This is a genomic window from Bacillus rugosus (genome assembly GCF_023238245.1).
GTDB classification, from domain to species: Bacteria; Bacillota; Bacilli; order Bacillales; family Bacillaceae; genus Bacillus; species Bacillus rugosus.
On the sequence record NZ_CP096590.1, the window covers coordinates 1,035,733 to 1,055,044 of the forward strand.

Below are 19,312 nucleotides of genomic sequence, written 5' to 3' on the forward strand. Positions count from 1 at the left end.
AACGATTACGCGCTTTCTTTAAAATAAAAGTAAATTGTATATCGGAAAAGAAGGTGCCCTATGGAATTTCTGCTTGTTTTAGTCCCCGTTTTCGGAATTTTCGCAATCGGTTATATCGGACAGAAAACGCTCGGCTTTGATATTCAAACACTGTCCAAAATGTCCTTATACTTAATGTCTCCTTTTCTTGCATTTGATACGTTCTATACTAACAAGCTGACGATGGATTATGTCTATCTCTCTATTTTTGTGCTGGGGCTTTGCCTGGTCCTTGTTCTATTTGTCTACTTTTTATCTTTTTTTCATAAGTACCCGAACCAAGATCGCTGTGCAATAATCCTGTCATCCGCTTTTATGAATAACGGCAATTACGGCACGCCTGTTGTTCTGCTGGTGTTTGGGACAGCCGGACTGGACACGGCCGTTGTGTTAATGGTGCTGCAGTAATTAATCATGAGTACGATCGGCATGTATTATGCGGCAAAAGGAGGTTCGGAGGAAGGCGGATTTACAATGGTCATGACCCGGGTTATTCGTATGCCTGTTGCGTACGGGGCACTTTTCGGTGCAATACTTCAGCTTATGGATATTTCAATCCCTAAAGAGTTAATGACGGGAATTGAGCTGGTCGGAAATGCGGCCATTCCTACGATTATGATCATTCTTGGCATGCAGCTTGCATTGATTTCTTTCAAAAATATTGAATATAGAAAAATTTCTTATTCATTGCTTTTGAAGCTGATGGTATCTCCGATGATTGCGCTAGGCTTCACAATGATATTGCCGGTGGATGACATGACAAAACAAATTATGATTCTCGTGGCCGCTATGCCGACCGCTGCCAACACGACTTTAATGGCTGTCCAGTTTAATACAAGACCGGAAGTCGTTTCGAGCGCGACCTTTATCAGCACGATGCTGAGCATTGTCACCTTGCCTGTTCTGCTTTGGATGCTGCATCCTCTTTCGTCTTGAGAAAGAGGATGTTTTATTATTTCCGGGCTTTATTGACTCTAGCCCCGTCTGGCTTTATATTGAAGGCAGGGAAATCATCACCAAGACATCACATAAGAGAAGAAGGTCTGTTTCAATTGAATTGGCACTTTAGTGAACGCTAATGAAATGGAGATGATGGGGATGGAAAACATTCAGCAAAATCAGGGATTAAAGCAAAAAGATGAGCAATTTGTGTGGCATGCCATGAAGGGAGCGCATCAAGCTGACAGCCTGATTGCCCAAAAGGCTGAAGGGGCCTGGGTGACCGACATAGACGGACGACGCTATTTGGATGCGATGTCCGGTTTGTGGTGTGTCAATATTGGTTACGGCAGAAAGGAGCTTGCGGAGGCTGCCTATGAGCAATTAAAGGAGCTGCCTTACTACCCGTTAACGCAAAGTCACGCACCGGCGATTCAACTGGCGGAAAAGCTGAATGAATGGCTTGGCGGCGATTATGTCATCTTTTTTTCCAACAGCGGATCGGAAGCAAACGAAACCGCTTTTAAAATCGCTCGCCAGTACCATCTGCAAAACGGTGACCACAGCCGTTATAAATTCATCTCAAGATACAGAGCATACCACGGCAACACATTGGGAGCGCTCTCAGCTACCGGACAGGCACAGCGGAAATATAAATATGAGCCTTTAAGCCAAGGGTTCCTGCATGCAGCTCCGCCAGATGTATACCGGAATCCTGAGGATGCCGACACGCTTGAGAGCGCAACCGAAATTGACCGCATCATGACATGGGAGTTAAGCGAAACGATTGCCGGGGTCATCATGGAGCCCATCATTACAGGCGGAGGCATCTTAATGCCGCCGGACGGATATATGAAGAAGGTGGAGGACATTTGCCGCCGCCACGGAGCTCTTTTGATTTGCGATGAAGTCATCTGCGGGTTTGGACGGACAGGCGAGCCGTTCGGGTTTATGCATTACGGCGTGAAGCCTGATATCATTACGATGGCAAAGGGAATCACAAGCGCGTATCTGCCATTGTCAGCGACTGCTGTTAAACGGGATATTTTCGAAGCGTACCAGGGTGAAGCGCCTTATGACCGTTTTCGCCACGTGAACACGTTCGGCGGAAGCCCGGCGGCCTGTGCATTGGCGTTGAAAAACCTGCAAATTATGGAGGACGAACAGCTGATTCAGCGATCCCGCGACCTTGGGGCAACGCTTTTGGGTGAGCTTCAGGCTTTAAGAGAACACCCGGCAGTCGGAGATGTGAGGGGTAAAGGGCTGCTGATCGGAATCGAGCTCGTCAAAGATAAATTGACAAAAGAGCCAGCTGATGCCGACAAAGTAAACCGAGTGGTTGCGGCGTGCAAAGAAAAAGGCCTGATCATCGGCAAAAACGGCGATACAGTCGCCGGCTACAACAACGTTATCCAGCTCGCACCGCCATTTTGCCTGACAGAAGAGGACCTTTCCTTTATCGTGAAAACGGTGAAAGATAGCTTTAAGACGATTTAATATAAAAGTGATTTGTTAAAGGAGCACACGATGAGTTTTCACAAACAGCCCATTTTACCGGCTATTCGCAATATGAAGCAATTTGATGAGTTTTTGAACAGTTCATTTTCCTACGGTGTTATTCTTGATATTCATCTCGGCCAGCTAAAGGGCGTGATCAGAGAAGCGCAAAAGCACGGAAAGAACATGATGGTGCACGTCGATCTGATTCAAGGGATCAAGCATGATGAATACGGAGCGGAGTTTATTTGCCAGGACATCAAGCCAGCCGGGATTATTTCAACAAGATCGAACGTGATTGCCAAAGCGAAGCAAAAGAAAATTTATGCGATTCAGCGCCTGTTTCTTCTTGATACAAGCGCAATGGAGAAAAGCATGGAGTTTGTCGGCAAGCATAAACCTGACTTCATTGAAGTGCTGCCTGGCATCGTCCCGTCACTTATTCGGGAAATAAAAGAGAAAACAGGGATTCCCATCTTTGCTGGCGGTTTCATCCGTACGGAAGAGGATGTGGAACAGGCATTGAAAGCGGGGGCTGTTGCTGTCACAACGTCAAATACCAAATTATGGAAGAAATATGAAAACTTTTTGACGGAAAATGATTGACACCGCTTTCATCCACTGATACAATTGCACTAGGTTAATACATTGTGATGGAGAACTCGGAGACCACAGCAGCTCTTTACGGTAAATGTTTATGCACCCGTAAAGCGGTTTGTTGTGGTTTTTTTATACCCTTCTTCTCTATCATACTTCTTAATCGTGACTTTAGGAGGAATGTGCTATGACAGCATTTTGGGGAGAAGTCATCGGTACGATGCTGCTTGTTATTTTTGGGGCAGGTGTTTGTGCAGGTGTCAATTTAAAGAAATCGCTTTCATTCCAGTCTGGCTGGATTGTTATTGTATTTGGATGGGGATTGGGTGTTGCCATGGCGGCTTATGCAGTTGGCGGCATCAGCGGAGCCCATTTGAATCCGGCGCTAACAATAGCGCTTGCATTTGTAGGAGATTTTCCATGGGAAGAGGTTCCGGCTTATATTGCGGCGCAAATGATTGGAGCCATCATCGGTGCAGTGATTATCTATCTGCATTACCTTCCGCATTGGAAGGCAACGGATGATCCCGCTGCCAAGCTGGGTGTTTTCTCAACAGGTCCCAGCATTCCGCATATATTTGCAAACGTTTTAAGTGAAGTGATCGGGACATTTGTCCTTGTGCTTGGAATCTTGGCCATTGGGGCAAATCAATTTACAGAAGGGCTTAATCCTTTAATCGTCGGTTTTCTTATTGTAGCGATCGGTATCTCTCTTGGGGGCACCACAGGCTATGCGATTAATCCGGCCCGCGACTTAGGTCCGCGGATTGCGCACGCTTTTCTTCCGATTCCGGGCAAGGGATCGTCAAACTGGAAATATGCATGGGTTCCGGTAGTCGGCCCGATTTTGGGCGGATCGTTTGGCGGCGTATTTTACAACGCCGCATTTAAAGGGCAGATCACGAGCAGTTTCTGGATTGTAAGCGTTATATTGGTTGTGGTATTGTTAGGGCTCTATGTTTATACGAAATCACATTCAGCTAAAACATTATCAAATTCAAAATATATTTAATCAAAGGGGAGACATCTTATGGAAACGTACATTTTATCCTTAGATCAGGGGACGACAAGTTCAAGAGCGATTCTGTTTAATAAAGAAGGCAAAATTGTTCACTCCGCTCAAAAGGAATTTACACAATACTTCCCGCATCCAGGTTGGGTTGAGCATAATGCGAATGAAATTTGGGGTTCTGTTCTCGCTGTTATCGCATCAGTCATTTCTGAATCTGGGATCAGTGCTTCACAAATTGCCGGCATCGGTATCACGAACCAGCGCGAGACGACGGTTGTGTGGGATAAGGATACAGGAAAGCCTGTCTATAATGCGATCGTTTGGCAGTCCAGACAGACGTCTGGCGTTTGTGAGGAGCTTCGTGAAAAAGGACATAATGATCTATTCAGAGAAAAAACAGGACTATTAATCGATCCATATTTCTCCGGCACGAAGGTGAAATGGATTTTAGACAATGTGGAAGGTGCGAGAGAAAAAGCGGAAAAAGGCGAGCTGCTGTTTGGAACGATTGATACATGGCTCATCTGGAAAATGTCAGGCGGAAAAGCGCATGTGACTGATTACTCCAATGCCTCCAGAACGCTGATGTTTAATATTTATGATTTAAAATGGGACGATGAACTGCTTGAGATTTTAGGCGTACCGAAATCCATGCTGCCTGAGGTGAAGCCATCTTCCCATGTGTATGCTGAAACTGTTGATTACCACTTCTTCGGAAAAAATATCCCGATTGCGGGAGCGGCAGGCGATCAGCAGTCCGCACTGTTCGGTCAGGCATGCTTTGAAGAAGGCATGGGAAAAAACACGTACGGCACAGGATGTTTCATGCTGATGAATACAGGGGAAAAAGCAATTAAGTCCGAACACGGGCTGTTGACGACAATCGCTTGGGGCATTGACGGAAAAGTTGAATATGCTTTAGAAGGAAGTATTTTTGTCGCAGGCTCCGCCATCCAATGGCTCAGAGACGGATTGAGATTGTTCCAGGATTCCTCGCTAAGCGAATCTTACGCGGAGAAAGTGGATTCAACTGACGGCGTATACGTTGTTCCCGCATTTGTCGGCTTAGGAACACCTTACTGGGACAGCGATGTGCGCGGTTCGGTTTTCGGCTTGACAAGAGGCACAACAAAAGAACATTTTATCCGTGCGACACTGGAGTCATTGGCTTATCAGACAAAAGATGTGCTTGACGCAATGGAAGCTGATTCAAACATTTCATTAAAAACGCTTCGTGTAGACGGAGGAGTTGTGAAAAATAATTTCTTGATGCAGTTCCAAGGCGATTTGCTGAATGTTCCTGTGGAACGACCTGAAATTAATGAAACAACTGCGCTTGGCGCGGCCTATTTGGCAGGTATTGCTGTGGGATTCTGGAAGGACCGTTCTGAAATCGCGAACCAGTGGAATCTGGATAAACGGTTTGAACCGAAATTAGAAGAAGAAAAACGAAATGAGCTGTATACAGGCTGGCAAAAAGCCGTGAAAGCAGCTATGGCTTTTAAATAAAGTAAAAGTATGATATAATAGTTACAAGTTAATAAGAACGGTCCTGAGATGAGGAGAGACCACAGCACCAAAGTGTAAACATGCACTTTGGCTGTTGTGGTCTCTTTTTCTATTTACACACCGTGACAACAAGGAGGAGCAATAATGAAACATCAATTTTCAAGTCTTGAAAGAGATCGCATGCTGACAGACATGACGAAAAAAACATATGATCTATTTATTATCGGAGGAGGAATTACAGGAGCAGGAACAGCTCTTGACGCGGCATCAAGGGGAATGAAGGTCGCGCTCAGCGAAATGCAGGATTTCGCGGCGGGAACATCAAGCCGATCAACGAAGCTTGTGCATGGCGGTTTGCGCTATTTAAAACAATTTGAAGTGAAAATGGTCGCTGAAGTAGGAAAAGAGCGGGCAATCGTTTATGAAAACGGTCCGCATGTTACTACACCGGAATGGATGCTCCTTCCGTTTCATAAAGGCGGCACATTCGGTTCATTCACAACTTCTATCGGTTTAAGAGTTTATGACTTCTTAGCAGGTGTGAAAAAATCAGAACGAAGAAGCATGCTTTCAGCAAAAGAAACGCTGCAAAAAGAGCCTTTGGTGAAAAAAGACGGCTTAAAAGGCGGCGGTTATTATGTTGAGTACCGCACTGACGATGCAAGACTGACAATCGAGGTCATGAAGGAAGCGGTTAAATTCGGTGCAGAGCCTGTGAATTATTCCAAAGTGAAGGAGCTCCTTTACGAAAAAGGCAAAGCAGTCGGCGTATTAATTGAAGATATGCTGACAAAAAAAGAATATAAAGTGTACGCGAAAAAAATTGTCAATGCGACAGGCCCTTGGGTAGACCAGCTCAGAGAAAAAGACCATTCCAAAAACGGAAAGCATTTGCAGCATACAAAAGGCATTCACCTTGTATTTGACCAGTCTGTCTTTCCGCTGAAACAGGCAGTATATTTCGATACACCTGACGGCCGTATGGTATTTGCGATTCCTCGAGAAGGCAAAACATACGTGGGAACAACAGACACCGTTTACAAAGAGGCGCTGGAGCATCCTCGAATGACAACGGAGGATCGTGATTATGTCATCAATTCAATCAATTACATGTTCCCGGAACTGAATATCACTGCGAATGACATCGAATCCAGCTGGGCGGGGCTGCGTCCGCTGATTCATGAAGAAGGCAAAGACCCTTCTGAAATTTCACGGAAAGACGAGATTTGGACATCTGACTCAGGCTTGATCACCATCGCGGGCGGAAAACTGACCGGATACAGAAAAATGGCAGAGCACATCGTCGATCTTGTGCGTGATCGCTTAAAAGAAGAAGGCGAAAAGGATTTCGGACCATGTAAAACGAAAAACATGCCAATCTCTGGAGGACACGTCGGCGGTTCTAAAAATCTTATGTCCTTCGTTACTGCGAAAACAAAAGAAGGAATCGCAGCCGGCTTATCAGAAAAAGACGCAAAACAGCTGGCGATCAGATACGGCTCTAACGTAGAGCGAGTCTATAACCGAGTGGAAGCGCTGAAAGATGAGGCCGCAAAACGCCACATTCCGGTTCATATTCTTGCTGAGGCAGAATACAGTATAGAAGAAGAGATGACGGCAACACCTGCTGACTTCTTTGTCCGCAGAACGGGACGTTTATTTTTTGATATCAATTGGGTAAGAACATATAAAGATGCCGTTATTGATTTTATGAGCGAGCGATTCCAATGGGATGAGCAAGCGAAAAACAAACATACAGAAAACCTCAACAAGCTTTTACACGATGCGGTTGTACCGCTCGAACAATAAATCATAACGGGCTGTCTGTCAGCCCGTTATTTCTTTTTACGTGCCGAAAGTGCCAGACCTCAGGTTATCAAGTGACAGAGGCACCCGCTTCATATAAAATAATGGCATAAGCTGATACATAGGAGGACGAATATGACTTGGAGAAAGAGCTATGAACGCTGGAAACAGACTGAAAATTTAGATCCGGAACTGAAAGAGCGCCTCACTGAGTTAGAGGGGAATGAACAGGCTCTTGAGGACTGCTTCTATAAAAACCTTGAATTCGGTACCGGCGGAATGCGCGGAGAAATCGGCGCCGGGACTAATCGGATGAATATTTACACTGTTCGCAAAGCATCAGCAGGTTTTGCGGCATATATCTCGCAGCAAGGTGAGGAAGCGAAAAAGCGGGGCGTTGTCATTGCTTATGATTCCCGCCATAAATCGCCGGAGTTCGCGATGGAAGCGGCTAAAACACTTGCGACACAAGGCATCCAAACATACGTGTTTGATGAGCTTCGCCCGACGCCGGAGCTGTCATTCGCTGTCAGACAGCTGAACGCCTATGGGGGAATTGTGGTGACGGCAAGCCATAACCCGCCTGAATATAACGGCTATAAAGTATACGGAGATGACGGCGGCCAGCTGCCTCCAAAGGAAGCGGACATTGTCATTGAGCAGGTAAACGCGATTGAAAATGAGCTGACGATCACAGTCGACGATGAAAATGCGTTAAAAGAAAAAGGCTTAATCAAGATCATCGGTGAAGACATTGATAAAGTCTATACAGAAAAATTGACGTCCATTTCCGTTCATCCTGAATTATCTGGAGAAGTAGATATAAACGTTGTGTTCACACCGCTGCATGGAACTGCGAATAAACCGGTCAGACGCGGTCTTGAAGCACTCGGCTACAAAAATGTAACGGTTGTCAAAGAACAGGAGCAGCCGGATTCAGACTTCTCTACTGTTAGCTCTCCAAACCCGGAAGAGCATGCGGCATTTGAATATGCCATTAAGCTTGGGGAGGAGCAGAACGCAGATATTCTCATCGCAACAGACCCTGATGCTGACCGCCTTGGCATTGCGGTGAAAAACGATCAAGGCAAATATACAGTGCTGACAGGAAACCAAACTGGTGCACTGCTGCTTCATTACTTGCTTTCTGAAAAGAAAAAACAAGGCATCCTGCCTGATAATGGCGTTGTTCTTAAAACAATCGTCACAAGTGAAATCGGGCGTGCCGTCGCTTCTTCATTCGGTCTTGATACGATTGATACGCTGACAGGCTTTAAGTTTATCGGTGAAAAGATTAAGGAATACGAGGCATCAGGCCAGTACACCTTCCAATTCGGTTATGAAGAGAGCTACGGTTACTTAATTGGGGACTTCGCCCGCGACAAAGACGCCATTCAGGCGGCGCTTTTGGCAGTTGAAGTTTGCGCGTTCTATAAAAAACAAGGAATGTCATTGTATGAAGCGCTCATCAATCTCTTTAACGAGTACGGTTTTTACCGTGAAGGGCTGAAATCCCTGACGCTGAAAGGAAAACAAGGAGCAGAGCAAATTGAAGCGATCCTTGCTTCCTTCAGACAAAATCCGCCGCAAAAAATGGCCGGCAAACAGGTTGTTACAGCCGAAGATTACGCTGTAAGCAAACGCACGCTTCTGACGGAAAACAAAGAAGAAGCAATCGACTTGCCAAAATCAAATGTACTGAAATACTTCCTGGAAGACGGGTCTTGGTTCTGCCTTCGTCCTTCCGGAACTGAGCCAAAGGTCAAATTCTATTTCGCCGTAAAAGGCACCTCTTTAGAAGACAGTGAAACGCGTCTTTCCACTCTTTCTGATGATGTAATGAAGACGGTAGATGACATTGTAGAGGCTACAGCAAAATAATTCGAGTTTAAGCTGGATCATTATAAATGATCCGGTTTTTTTCTTTTTCTCATCCAAAAGTCTGAAAGAAAATCCTCCCTCAAGCGAAGTAGCGACATACAAAAAACTGGTATAATCTTAAATAACAAGACCGATGCCGGAGTGAGAAATGTGAGCAAAACGAGGATGGAAAAATTAAAAACGCTGAAAACGATTGCGGAAACCTTAAACCAAGGGCACGATGTCAAAGCAACACTGGATGAGGTTTTAAAAGAATTGCTGAGTCTGACGAACCTTCAATCCGGCTGGATTTTTCTGATCGAAGAAGACGGGTCCTATACGTTAGCGGCCGACGCTTATCTTCCCCCAGCTTTATGCCGCAAGGAAAAAGTATTGATGTGTGAAGGGGAGTGCTACTGCCTGACGAAATTTAATAACGGAGGGCTTAGAAGGGCGGCTAATATAATGAACTGCAAGCGCATAGAATCAGCTGAGGAACTGCACTGTTTTGACACAGAAGGGATTACGCATCATGCAACTGTTCCTTTAGAAGACGGGGACAGGAGATTCGGATTGTTAAATGTAGCGGCGGCCGGAAAAACCATGTTTGACGAGGAAGAGCTGCATTTACTCGAATCTGTCGCCTTTCAGATCGGAACGGCGATCCAGCGCATGAAGCTTTCTGAATATAAACAAAAAAATGCTCTTTTAATGGAACGTAACCGCCTCGCTCAGGAGCTTCACGATTCTGTCAATCAAATGCTTTTTTCCGTCAGTTTAACAGCTAGAGCGGCAAAGACACTAACAAAAGATGAGAATCTGCAGCAGATGATTGATTTCATTCAAAATCTATCACAGGACGCGCTCGCAGAAATGAAAGCGTTAATATGGCAGCTTCGCCCCGGAGGATTGGAAAAAGGGCTGTCTGAAGCTATTAAAAGCTATGGCGCGCTCATTGGATTGAATGTCATTTTTACACAAAAAGGCTGTCCTGTTTTTACTGATGAGCAGGAGCATATGCTGTGGCGTGTCGTACAGGAAGCTTTAAATAACTGCAAAAAGCACGCCGGAACTGATACGGCGTATGTCAGTCTGACGGCTTCTTCGTGCTGTGCGGAGCTGGATATAATCGATCATGGGGCAGGGTTTTGTTATGAAGTGCATGAAGGCCTGCCTTCACTCGGCATCATGGGTATGAAAGAACGGGCAGAAAAAGCCGGCGCGGAGTTTTTGGTTGAGTCAGAGCTTGGAGCGGGAACAAAGCTGTCCATTAGGCTTCCGCTTACCAATCAGAAAGGAAGGACAGTACAATGAAAATTGTAATTGCGGATGACCACCATGTTGTCAGAAAGGGGCTTCGTTTTTTCTTTGCCACCCAGGATGACATTGAAGTTGCCGGCGAGGCAGCAACTGGAACAGAAGCTCTTCGTGTCATCGAAGAGACAAAACCTGATCTTGTGCTAATGGATCTTTCTATGCCTGAGATGGACGGCATTCAAGCCATAAAAAAAGCAGTACAGCATTTTCCGGGGATCAATATCATTGTGCTGACGAGCTATTCCGATCAGGAGCATGTCATCCCTGCGCTTCAGGCAGGTGCGAAAGCGTATCAATTAAAGGATACAGAGCCCGAGGAATTGGTGAAAACACTAAGACAAGTGCATGCCGGCGAATACAGGCTTTCTTCAGCTATTATGCCCCATGTGCTGACACATATGAGAAATCAGCACGATCCGGAAAAAGAAAAATTTTATCAATTAACACGCAGGGAAAAGGACGTTCTGAACGAAATTGCGAACGGAAAAAGCAATAAAGAGATTGCGGCAGCCTTGTTTATCTCAGAAAAAACAGTGAAAACCCATGTGTCGAATCTTTTGGCAAAGCTTGAAGTGGCCGACCGCACACAAGCAGCGCTTTTCGCAGTGAAATATAACTTGAATGGAGAGATCACAAAATGAATATGTTAGTCATAAATGGTACGCCCAGAAAACATGGCAGAACAAGAATTGCCGCATCCTATATTTCAGCGCTGTATCACACAGACCTAATTGATCTAAGCGAGTTTATATTGCCGATTTTTAACGGTGAAGCGGAGCAATCCGAACTTTTGCAGGTACAGGAGCTTAAGCAGCGCGTCACTAAAGCGGATGCGATTGTCTTATTATCTCCTGAATATCACAGCGGCATGAGCGGCGCTTTAAAAAATGCACTGGATTTTCTAAGCAGCGAACAATTCAAATATAAGCCTGTAGCATTATTGGCAGTGGCGGGAGGCGGAAAAGGCGGCATCAACGCGCTGAACAATATGAGAACTGTAATGCGGGGTGTTTACGCCAATGTCATTCCGAAGCAGCTCGTGCTTGATCCGGTGCACATTGATGTTGAAAATGCTGCAGTGATGGAAAATATAAAGGTCAGCATAAAGGAGCTTGTCGAAGAACTTAGCATGTTCGCAAAAGCAGGAAATCCCGGCGTCTGAACGCCGGGATTTGTTTATGTGAGCAAGGCTAATTGATCTTCGTAAGTTAGTTCTGTGGCATGATCAATATAACGGAGAAGGGAATACAGCATCTTTTCAAGAACGGCGTAATCCTGTTCAAAATGATAGGCATGCAGAAAATGCTCGATTCGTTTTGATAACAAATCATCCTCTGTACGCACCATTAAAATTAATAAATTATCCCATTGAGAACGATGGGTGTAATACAACGCTTTATCGTAATCGGCATAATCCATGAATCGCTTCTCCTTTCTTGTGTGAGAAGTTCGTGATTAGTTTATGCCGCATTCCATGTTATTGACGGGGCAAAACTTGGCGTCTGCGGCAGTACAGGGGTAGCAATATGAGGGAGACATAAAATCAAAATGCTTGAATGAAGCTGTCTCTTTTGGAAAACCTATGGGAGAACATAATCTGGGTACAGGAGACTGAAAACATGAAATCTCTGCCGTATACCATTGCGCTTCTTTTTTGCGGATTGATCATCGTGTCAATGGCTGCAAAAGGGCATTCAACGGACACAGACGAGTCCGTTCAAAAGTGGGAACAGCTCGCCTGGAGTAAAATTCAGGATGAATATAAGGGTGCTTCATTTTCTGATTACGCTTATATGGGGCGGACCGAGGTGAATGATGAGCAGACGAAAGATGTTTTTCGGGTGACGGTCAGACAGAAAGATGATACCTTTTCTGTTCGGGCCGAAGTCTATTTTCATCCGGTGACAAAGCATATGATCAGCATCAATGTCTTTAGGCTCTAAAAAAACTGTACAGCCGCTCAGGCCATACAGTTTCTATTTTTAGAAATATCGTTTTGCACCAAGATAGCGCTGTTTCCAGTAAGAGTTGTTCATACTGGAAATGACAACACCGGAATCGTTGGCATTAATGAATTCCCCGTTTCCAAGATAAATTCCGACGTGGGAAGGGCCGGCTTTATATGTTGTAAAGAAAACGAAGTCTCCCACAGCAGGCTGGCTGACAGTTTTCATTGTGTTCCAATATCCAGCTGCCGTTAATCTAGATACGGATGTGACTTTGTTCAGTGCATAGTAAATGAATCCGCTGCAGTCAAACCCGGCCGGTGTCGTGCCTCCCCAGCGATACGGAACCCCCAACTGCTCTTTAGCGGCGGCAATCATTGTGTTAATTTTTGCGCTTGTTGAGCTGGTAGTGTTTGAAGAACCGGATGAAGAAGACGATGAAGATGAAGCTTTTCCGGTAATGACCAGCTTTTGGCCAATCTGCAAGACATCCGTTTTCAAATTGTTTTTCTCTCGAATCTGCTGAGCTGTTACATTAAACTTTTGAGCAATCACCCATAAGGAATCGCCGCTTTTCACCGTGTATGTAGTCGTCGTGCTTGAGCTAGCATTTGACGAAGAAGACGATGGTGATGAAGTTCCTGAAGATGCTTGACCTGTCAGCTTCAGCACTTGTCCGACGTACAGCACGTCTGATTTTAGATTGTTGCTGTTTCGGATTTGCTGAACAGTTAAGTTATAGTTGTTTGCAATTTTCCAAAGTGAATCTCCGCTTTTTACAGTATAATTCTTTGTTCCTGAAGTTTGGCTCGAATTGGAGTTGGATGAAGTGTCTTTGGAAGACGTTTTAGAGCCGCTTGATTTTGTTTTCAACACTTGATTCACATAAATGGTATCTGATTTTAAGTTGTTCAAGACCTTCAATTCAGCGACGGACATATTGACTTTGTTTGCAATTTTCCAAAGCGAATCTCCAAGCTGCACCTTGTATGTTCCGGTAGAAGATGAAGAGCTTGAGCTCTTATTAGAACTGCTTTTTGTACTGGAACTAGAGCTGGAGTTTGAAGAAACCGTACCGGCCACCTTTAATTTCTGGCCCGCACGAATCATGTCGCTGCTTAGTCCATTTAATTTTTTCAGTTCCTGCACCGTCATTTTATACTCATTTGCGATCAGCCAAAGTGAATCTCCGCTTTTCACTGTGTAAACAGAACTTCCGCTCTTCTTGGTTGTTGAGCTTGAAGTAGATGAAGTGCCGGAATTGCTGCCCGGAATCGTAAGCGTCTGGCCGATCGACAGAACAGTAGTCGATAGATGGTTGGCGGATGTGATAGCCGCCACACTTGAGTTGTAGTTTTGTGCCAGTTTCCATAACGAATCTCCGCTTTTGACCTTAATCGTTGCTGCTTCAGCTGGTGTCACTGCTAAAGTTGTACTGACAATCGCAGATGCTGTCAGACCTGCTGCTAATTTCTTTTTCATCTGAGCTCTCCTTTTTTCCCCCAATGATTTTGAATATGCTGTTTCTTTTTTATATCGGCAGATACGTCCCATCGTTTTGCCTTTTTTTTAAAACAGCCAAATTTTCTTAACAAAAAGGGGGAAAAAGGGCATAAAAAAGAAGGAATCAATCTATTCCTTCAATCTTAAAAGCTTCATAATGTCTTCTTTGTTTTTAACAAGGTCGCGCAGTGTGTAGTTGTCCAAAACCGCAAGATAGGCCATAAGCGCTTCATTAAGCACATGTTTTAAACCGCATACTGGGGAAATAACGCAGAGATTCTTGTTCACATCAAAACATTCCACAATATTAAAATCGTCTTCCGTTTTTCTGACAACCTCACCGATGTTGATGTCTTCCGGGTTCATGCCTAAGCGTATACCGCCGCCTCGTCCGCGTATTGTTTCTACGTAGCCGAGCTGGCCGAGCCTGTATATCACTTTCATGAGATGATTTTTTGAAATAGCATACGTTTCGGCAATCTGTTTTATATTTGAAAGTTCTCCGGGACGTTCTGCAGCCAGAAAAATCAACACTCTTAATGAATAATCTGTATAATTTGTTAACTTCATAATAAGACCTCGTAATAAGACATTTTCTATATCTTATCATAATCGATTGAAAAATGAAAAAAAAGGAATTTTCCATAAAAAACGTGCACCCTGCTGGGTACACGTTTTTTATTACATGTTATTCGGCGGATTTTGGTTTTTACGGTTCTTATCAATTTCGGTGTTTTGCATTTTGCGTTCAAATGTAGACAGATAACGTGATGCAAAATCCTTTCCGCCAAGGCCGAAGGATAAACCGAAAGCGAGTGCGAAGCCGCTAAGCACGATGATGAACGCGGAATTGACGATTGTGGCAGCGACACCAAGCTGGTCCAGGGCCATAAAGAAAGCAAGTGCAATAATCGTATATTTAGCAATCGCCGCTAAAGACTTGAATTCCTGGCCTTTGATCATGCTTGCGAGCACTTTTCGCACCAATTCTCCGGCGTAAAGGCCGATGCCGAGAATGAATACAGCGACAAGAACATTCGGCAGATACGCAATGATGCCAGTCGCAATCTCTACGAGGAAGTGCAGCTGAACAATTTGCAGCGCTTCGGCTGTAAACAGCAGAATGACAATGATTTGCGCAATCATACCAACAACTTGAGACAGGGACAGCTTCGCAGGCGTTCCTGTTTCCATGCCCATTTTTCCTAACACAGAATCAAAGCCTGCGCGATGGAGCAGTCCGGTCACCATGGTGTTTACCCATTTTCCTGCCCATATACCCGCTAAAACAAGTACGATGGCTATGATGATGTTCGGAAGCATGTTTAAAATGGTGTTTAGCATAGAGACAGCCGGTTTCGAAATGCCGGCGACATCCAGCTGGTCAAGCGCTGAAATGACGACCGGTATTAAAATCAGCACATAAGCGATTGTTCCGATGACTGCAGAAAGGCTTGTATCTTTTAAGTAAATAGATAAACCCATACGTGCTGCAAATCTCTCCGTGCCGATGCTTGCAAGGAAATTCGTAATGATGTCACGTACAAGACGGGCAACAAGCCAGCCGATTAAGACGATAAGCGCGGCGGCAAATAATTTCGGGAGAAAAGCGAGCACGCTTTCCATCATATTTGTAAACGGACCTGAAATGCCGCTGATTTTTAAAGAAGATAAAACCCCGGGCAGAAAAACAAGCAGCACGAGATAAAAAACAATTTGTGAAGCGGCATTGACTGCCTGATGAATATCTTTTCCTTCAGACACCAAATTCCACTTGCGCAGCTTGTCACTCGTGTTCAGCTTCATCCCGATTTTTTTAACAAGGAAGCTCAATACAGAGGCTGCAGCCCACCCTAACAGCAGAATGAGTCCGGCCTTCAGCACGCTTGGGATGGCTGCTGCAATTGCGGAAAGCATGCTGACAAACGGTGATGCTACTGTTGTCAGGTGCAAAATGTTAAAGAATAAAATAAAGACGATAATCAATGCGATAAAATAAACGATCTTGCTTATGACTTTTTCGGAGGAATAGCGTGATGGCTTTTTCCCAGCAAAGAGCTTGTCGTCGATTTTTGTTTTTCTGAGCCCTTTGTAAACCGCTTTTTCAATAATTTTAGCGATAGCCCATCCGATTAATAAGACGAGTAAAGCAATGATTACGTTTGGAAGCTTACTGAGATAAGAAGAAAGCATGTCTGCTACATTCAATTGGTATCGCTCCTTTTTTTCGTAATATGGTGTGTTTTTACCCACTGCCACAATCGGCAAACAGCTGAATGTGCCGGTCGAATTTTTTCTTGCCCATGTGAGGCTATCATCTTTTGTCAGGCGGGCTCATACATTATAGATAAGTCCAAGTAGGGGGGATTCGGTTGAACGCGGAGGAGAAGAAGGGATTACAGCGGGCAATTGAGGAAATTACCGAAGTTGCAAAAGGATTCGGCCTTGATTTCTACCCGATGAGATATGAAATCTGCCCGGCTGAAATTATTTATACATTCGGCGCGTACGGGATGCCGACAAGATTCAGCCACTGGAGCTTCGGCAAGCAGTTTCACAAAATGAAGCTGCATTATGATCTTGGATTAAGCAAGATTTATGAGCTGGTCATTAATTCAGATCCATGCTACGCTTTTTTGCTGGACAGCAACTCACTGATCCAAAATAAATTAATTGTCGCTCACGTTCTCGCCCATTGCGATTTCTTTAAAAACAACTGCAGATTCCAAAACACGAAGCGCGATATGGTGGAAAGCATGGCGGCAACGGCCGAGCGGATTAAACACTATGAACAGGTTCACGGGATAAAGGAAGTAGAAGCTTTTTTAGACGCGATCCTTTCGATTCAGGAGCATATCGATCCGTCTTTGGTCCGTCCGAAGCTCCTATGGAGTGTGGATGATGAGGAAGAGGAGATGGAAGAGGCAGCAACGCCTTATGATGATTTATGGTCTTTGGATGAAAAGAAACCGAAAAAACAAGTGAAAAAATCGAAAAAACCTTTCCCGCCGCGACCGGAAAAAGATATTCTGCTTTTTATCGAGGAGCATTCCCGGGAGCTGGAGCCGTGGCAGCGTGATATTTTAACGATGATGAGAGAGGAAATGCTTTATTTCTGGCCTCAGCTGGAAACAAAGATTATGAATGAAGGCTGGGCTTCCTATTGGCACCAGCGAATTATACGTGAGCTTGATTTAACCTCTGATGAAGCGATAGAGTTCGCCAAGCTGAATGCAGGTGTCGTTCAGCCGTCCAAAACAGGCATCAATCCTTATTATTTAGGGCTGAAAATATTTGAAGACATTGAAGAGCGGTACAACAACCCGACGGAAGAAATGAAAAAAATGGGCGTGAAGCCTGACTCAGGCCGCGAGAAAATGTTTGAGGTCAGGGAAATTGAATCTGATATCTCTTTCATCCGCAATTATTTAACAAAAGACTTAGTTATGCGCGAGGATCTTTACTTGTTTCAAAAACAGGGCAGAGATTATAAAATCGTCGATAAAGAATGGAAATCGGTACGCGACCAGCTCGTGAGCATGCGGGTAAACGGCGGGTTTCCATATTTGACAGTAAACGACGGCGATTACATGAAAAATAACGAGCTCTACATTAAGCATTGGTATGAGGGCATTGAGCTGGATTTAAAGTATTTGGAGAAAGTGCTCCCTTATTTATTTCAGCTTTGGGGGAGAAGCGTGCACATCGAGTCTGTACTAGAGGATAAGGAAGTCATGTTTTCGTATGACGGAAAAGGTGTTCACCGCAGGTATTTATAAAAAAAAGAGGATGCAGCGTTCTGCATCCTCTTTATTTTCCTGTTTTCAAAATTTTAAATATGATGTTTGCCTGATCTGTATTGTTAATCAGTCCGCGGAATTTTTCTTTTCCGGGGCCGTACGCGTATAATGGCACTTCTTCGCCGGTATGATCGGTACTCGTCCAGCCGCTGTTAGAGCGTGTGTTAAAAATCTTAATGATGGCTTTGTAGGCGCCTTTGCTTTTGTCAGCCTGTGCAGCGGCTTCAACACTTTTGATTTCTTCTGATGTAAATTTCAGATTTGTATAGCGGGCGAGCACATCTTTGGCCGGTTTGCCTTCATTGATTTTTTTTGCCATAAATACAGGTGTTTTTTTCGCGGAGAGAATCGGCTCCGCGTGCCAATTCTTTTCGCCGTTTGCGCCAATGGCAAAGCCGCCGGTTGTATGGTCAGCAGTTGCAATGACAAGCGTATGTTTATCTTTTTTCGCAAAATCAATCGCGGCTTTATAGGCCTGTTCAAAATCTTTAACCTCGCTCATGGCTCCTACTGTATCATTGTCATGGGCCGCCCAGTCAATTTGGCTGCCTTCGACCATCAAGAAAAATCCTTTTTTATTTTGGTTCAGGCGGTCAATTGCTGAAACCGTCATATCTTTGAGAGATGGTGTTTTGCTGTCACGGTCGAGCGCTTTAGCAAGCCCTCCGTCTGCAAAAAGCCCGAGCACCTGCTGATCTTTATTTTTCTTCAGTGATTGTTTTGTTGTCACATAGCTGTAGCCGGCTTGTTTGAATTCCTTGGTCAAATTTCTATCTTTGCGGTTAAAATACGATTTTCCGCCGCCAAGTAAAACGTCTATTTTTTGTTTGCCTTTTATTTTGTCATCCATATAGCTGTTGGCAATTTGGTCCATGTTTTTCCGTGATTCATTGTGGGCGCCATATGCGGCTGGAGTGGCGTGGTTAATTTCAGACGTTGCGACAAGACCTGTTGACTTGCCTTGCTGTTTGGCCTCTTCAAGCACTGATTTTACTTTTTTTCCGTTTTTATCAACGCCAATTGCATTGTTATAAGTCTTAACGCCTGTCGCTAATGCTGTTCCGGCTGCTGCTGAATCTGTAATATTATAGTCAGGGTCATCCGGGTGCGTCATCATCATGCCTGTCAGGTTCCGGTCAAACTCAGTTAGTTTCGGGTTATTCGGTGTTTCACCGTTATTTTTCAGGGAACGGTAGGCGTTTATGTAAGGAGTCCCCATGCCGTCACCGATCATCACAATGACATTTCTGATTTCGGCTTTGTCTTGTTTTTTAGCGCTTGCCGTTTCGGTTTTCTGCAGCTCGGCTCCGGCAAAAATCCCAGCTGTAAGGACAGAAACAGCGGCGAGTGGCAAAAGTTTTGATTTCATGTTTTGAAACAAATTCATTCTTTGCATGCCTCCTTTAAATGTATTCTGTTTATCATGTTAGGGAAATATTGTTAAATGCGGCTATTGATCGTGTAAACATTAAGTAAAGCATTGTAAG

Annotated in this window: 16 protein-coding genes and 1 pseudogene; 12 read left to right on the plus strand and 5 right to left on the minus strand. The window is 44.5% G+C overall.

Annotated elements, in window-relative coordinates; genetic code table 11:
• Positions 1–60: 60 nt before the first annotated feature.
• The 10 genes and pseudogenes from M0696_RS05235 (at position 61) to yhdA (ending at position 11,738) form a co-directional block, all read left to right on the plus strand.
• A pseudogene (locus M0696_RS05235) lies at positions 61–975 on the plus strand (AEC family transporter).
• A gap of 147 nt (positions 976–1,122) precedes the next feature.
• Positions 1,123–2,475, plus strand: a complete 1,353-nt coding sequence (locus M0696_RS05240; RefSeq protein WP_248602758.1) for an aspartate aminotransferase family protein — start codon at positions 1,123–1,125, stop codon at positions 2,473–2,475.
• 30 nt (positions 2,476–2,505) lie between these two features.
• Positions 2,506–3,081, plus strand: a complete 576-nt coding sequence (gene glpP, locus M0696_RS05245; RefSeq protein WP_166853804.1) for a glycerol uptake operon antiterminator GlpP — start codon at positions 2,506–2,508, stop codon at positions 3,079–3,081.
• Positions 3,082–3,259: 178 nt separating this feature from the next.
• The gene (gene glpF / locus M0696_RS05250) at positions 3,260–4,084 is read left to right on the plus strand and encodes a glycerol uptake facilitator protein GlpF (RefSeq protein WP_222142492.1); all 825 of its coding nucleotides are present in this window, start codon (positions 3,260–3,262) and stop codon (positions 4,082–4,084) included.
• A gap of 18 nt (positions 4,085–4,102) precedes the next feature.
• Positions 4,103–5,593: a glycerol kinase GlpK gene (glpK, locus tag M0696_RS05255; protein WP_222142493.1), complete on the plus strand. Its 1,491-nt coding sequence runs from the start codon at positions 4,103–4,105 to the stop codon at positions 5,591–5,593.
• A gap of 141 nt (positions 5,594–5,734) precedes the next feature.
• Positions 5,735–7,402: a glycerol-3-phosphate dehydrogenase gene (gene glpD, locus M0696_RS05260; protein ID WP_248602759.1), complete on the plus strand. Its 1,668-nt coding sequence runs from the start codon at positions 5,735–5,737 to the stop codon at positions 7,400–7,402.
• A 132-nt stretch (positions 7,403–7,534) separates the two neighbouring features.
• A complete protein-coding gene (locus M0696_RS05265; protein ID WP_166853801.1) occupies positions 7,535–9,280 on the plus strand; it encodes a phospho-sugar mutase in 1,746 nt (581 codons plus the stop codon).
• A 150-nt stretch (positions 9,281–9,430) separates the two neighbouring features.
• Positions 9,431–10,573, plus strand: coding sequence for a GAF domain-containing sensor histidine kinase (locus tag M0696_RS05270; RefSeq protein WP_222142494.1), 1,143 nt, complete (start codon positions 9,431–9,433; stop codon positions 10,571–10,573).
• Positions 10,570–11,217 carry a response regulator gene (locus M0696_RS05275; RefSeq protein WP_222142495.1) on the plus strand — a complete coding sequence of 216 codons (648 nt, stop codon included), beginning with the start codon at positions 10,570–10,572 and terminating at the stop codon, positions 11,215–11,217. Before M0696_RS05270 ends, M0696_RS05275 begins: the two co-directional genes overlap by 4 nt.
• On the plus strand, positions 11,214–11,738 hold the full coding sequence (gene yhdA, locus M0696_RS05280) for an FMN-dependent NADPH-azoreductase (protein WP_222142496.1): 525 nt from the start codon (positions 11,214–11,216) through the stop codon (positions 11,736–11,738). The genes M0696_RS05275 and yhdA overlap by 4 nt, the downstream gene beginning before the upstream one ends.
• A gap of 14 nt (positions 11,739–11,752) precedes the next feature.
• On the opposite strand, the gene M0696_RS05285 is transcribed toward yhdA, so the two are convergent.
• The gene (locus tag M0696_RS05285; RefSeq protein WP_003224139.1) at positions 11,753–11,995 is read right to left on the minus strand and encodes a YhdB family protein; all 243 of its coding nucleotides are present in this window, start codon (positions 11,993–11,995) and stop codon (positions 11,753–11,755) included.
• Between the two features lie 200 nt (positions 11,996–12,195).
• On the opposite strand from M0696_RS05285, the gene M0696_RS05290 reads away from it, so the two are divergent.
• Entirely contained in the window at positions 12,196–12,519 is a 324-nt protein-coding gene (locus M0696_RS05290; protein ID WP_222142497.1) for a YqzG/YhdC family protein, read from the plus strand.
• A 39-nt stretch (positions 12,520–12,558) separates the two neighbouring features.
• Here the strand turns inward: M0696_RS05290 and lytF are convergent, their stop codons facing one another.
• The 3 genes from lytF to M0696_RS05305 form a co-directional block, all read right to left on the minus strand.
• Positions 12,559–14,004, minus strand: coding sequence for a peptidoglycan endopeptidase LytF (gene lytF, locus M0696_RS05295; protein WP_222142498.1), 1,446 nt, complete (start codon positions 14,002–14,004; stop codon positions 12,559–12,561).
• A 150-nt stretch (positions 14,005–14,154) separates the two neighbouring features.
• Positions 14,155–14,595: a nitric oxide-sensing transcriptional repressor NsrR gene (gene nsrR / locus M0696_RS05300; RefSeq protein WP_222142499.1), complete on the minus strand. Its 441-nt coding sequence runs from the start codon at positions 14,593–14,595 to the stop codon at positions 14,155–14,157.
• A gap of 111 nt (positions 14,596–14,706) precedes the next feature.
• Positions 14,707–16,233 carry a mechanosensitive ion channel gene (locus tag M0696_RS05305; protein WP_166853794.1) on the minus strand — a complete coding sequence of 509 codons (1,527 nt, stop codon included), beginning with the start codon at positions 16,231–16,233 and terminating at the stop codon, positions 14,707–14,709.
• Positions 16,234–16,397: 164 nt separating this feature from the next.
• On the opposite strand from M0696_RS05305, the gene spoVR reads away from it, so the two are divergent.
• Entirely contained in the window at positions 16,398–17,804 is a 1,407-nt protein-coding gene (gene spoVR / locus M0696_RS05310) for a stage V sporulation protein SpoVR (protein ID WP_248602572.1), read from the plus strand.
• A 31-nt stretch (positions 17,805–17,835) separates the two neighbouring features.
• Here the strand turns inward: spoVR and phoA are convergent, their stop codons facing one another.
• The gene (phoA, locus tag M0696_RS05315; RefSeq protein ID WP_248602573.1) at positions 17,836–19,221 is read right to left on the minus strand and encodes an alkaline phosphatase PhoA; all 1,386 of its coding nucleotides are present in this window, start codon (positions 19,219–19,221) and stop codon (positions 17,836–17,838) included.
• Between the last annotated feature and the right edge of the window lie 91 nt (positions 19,222–19,312).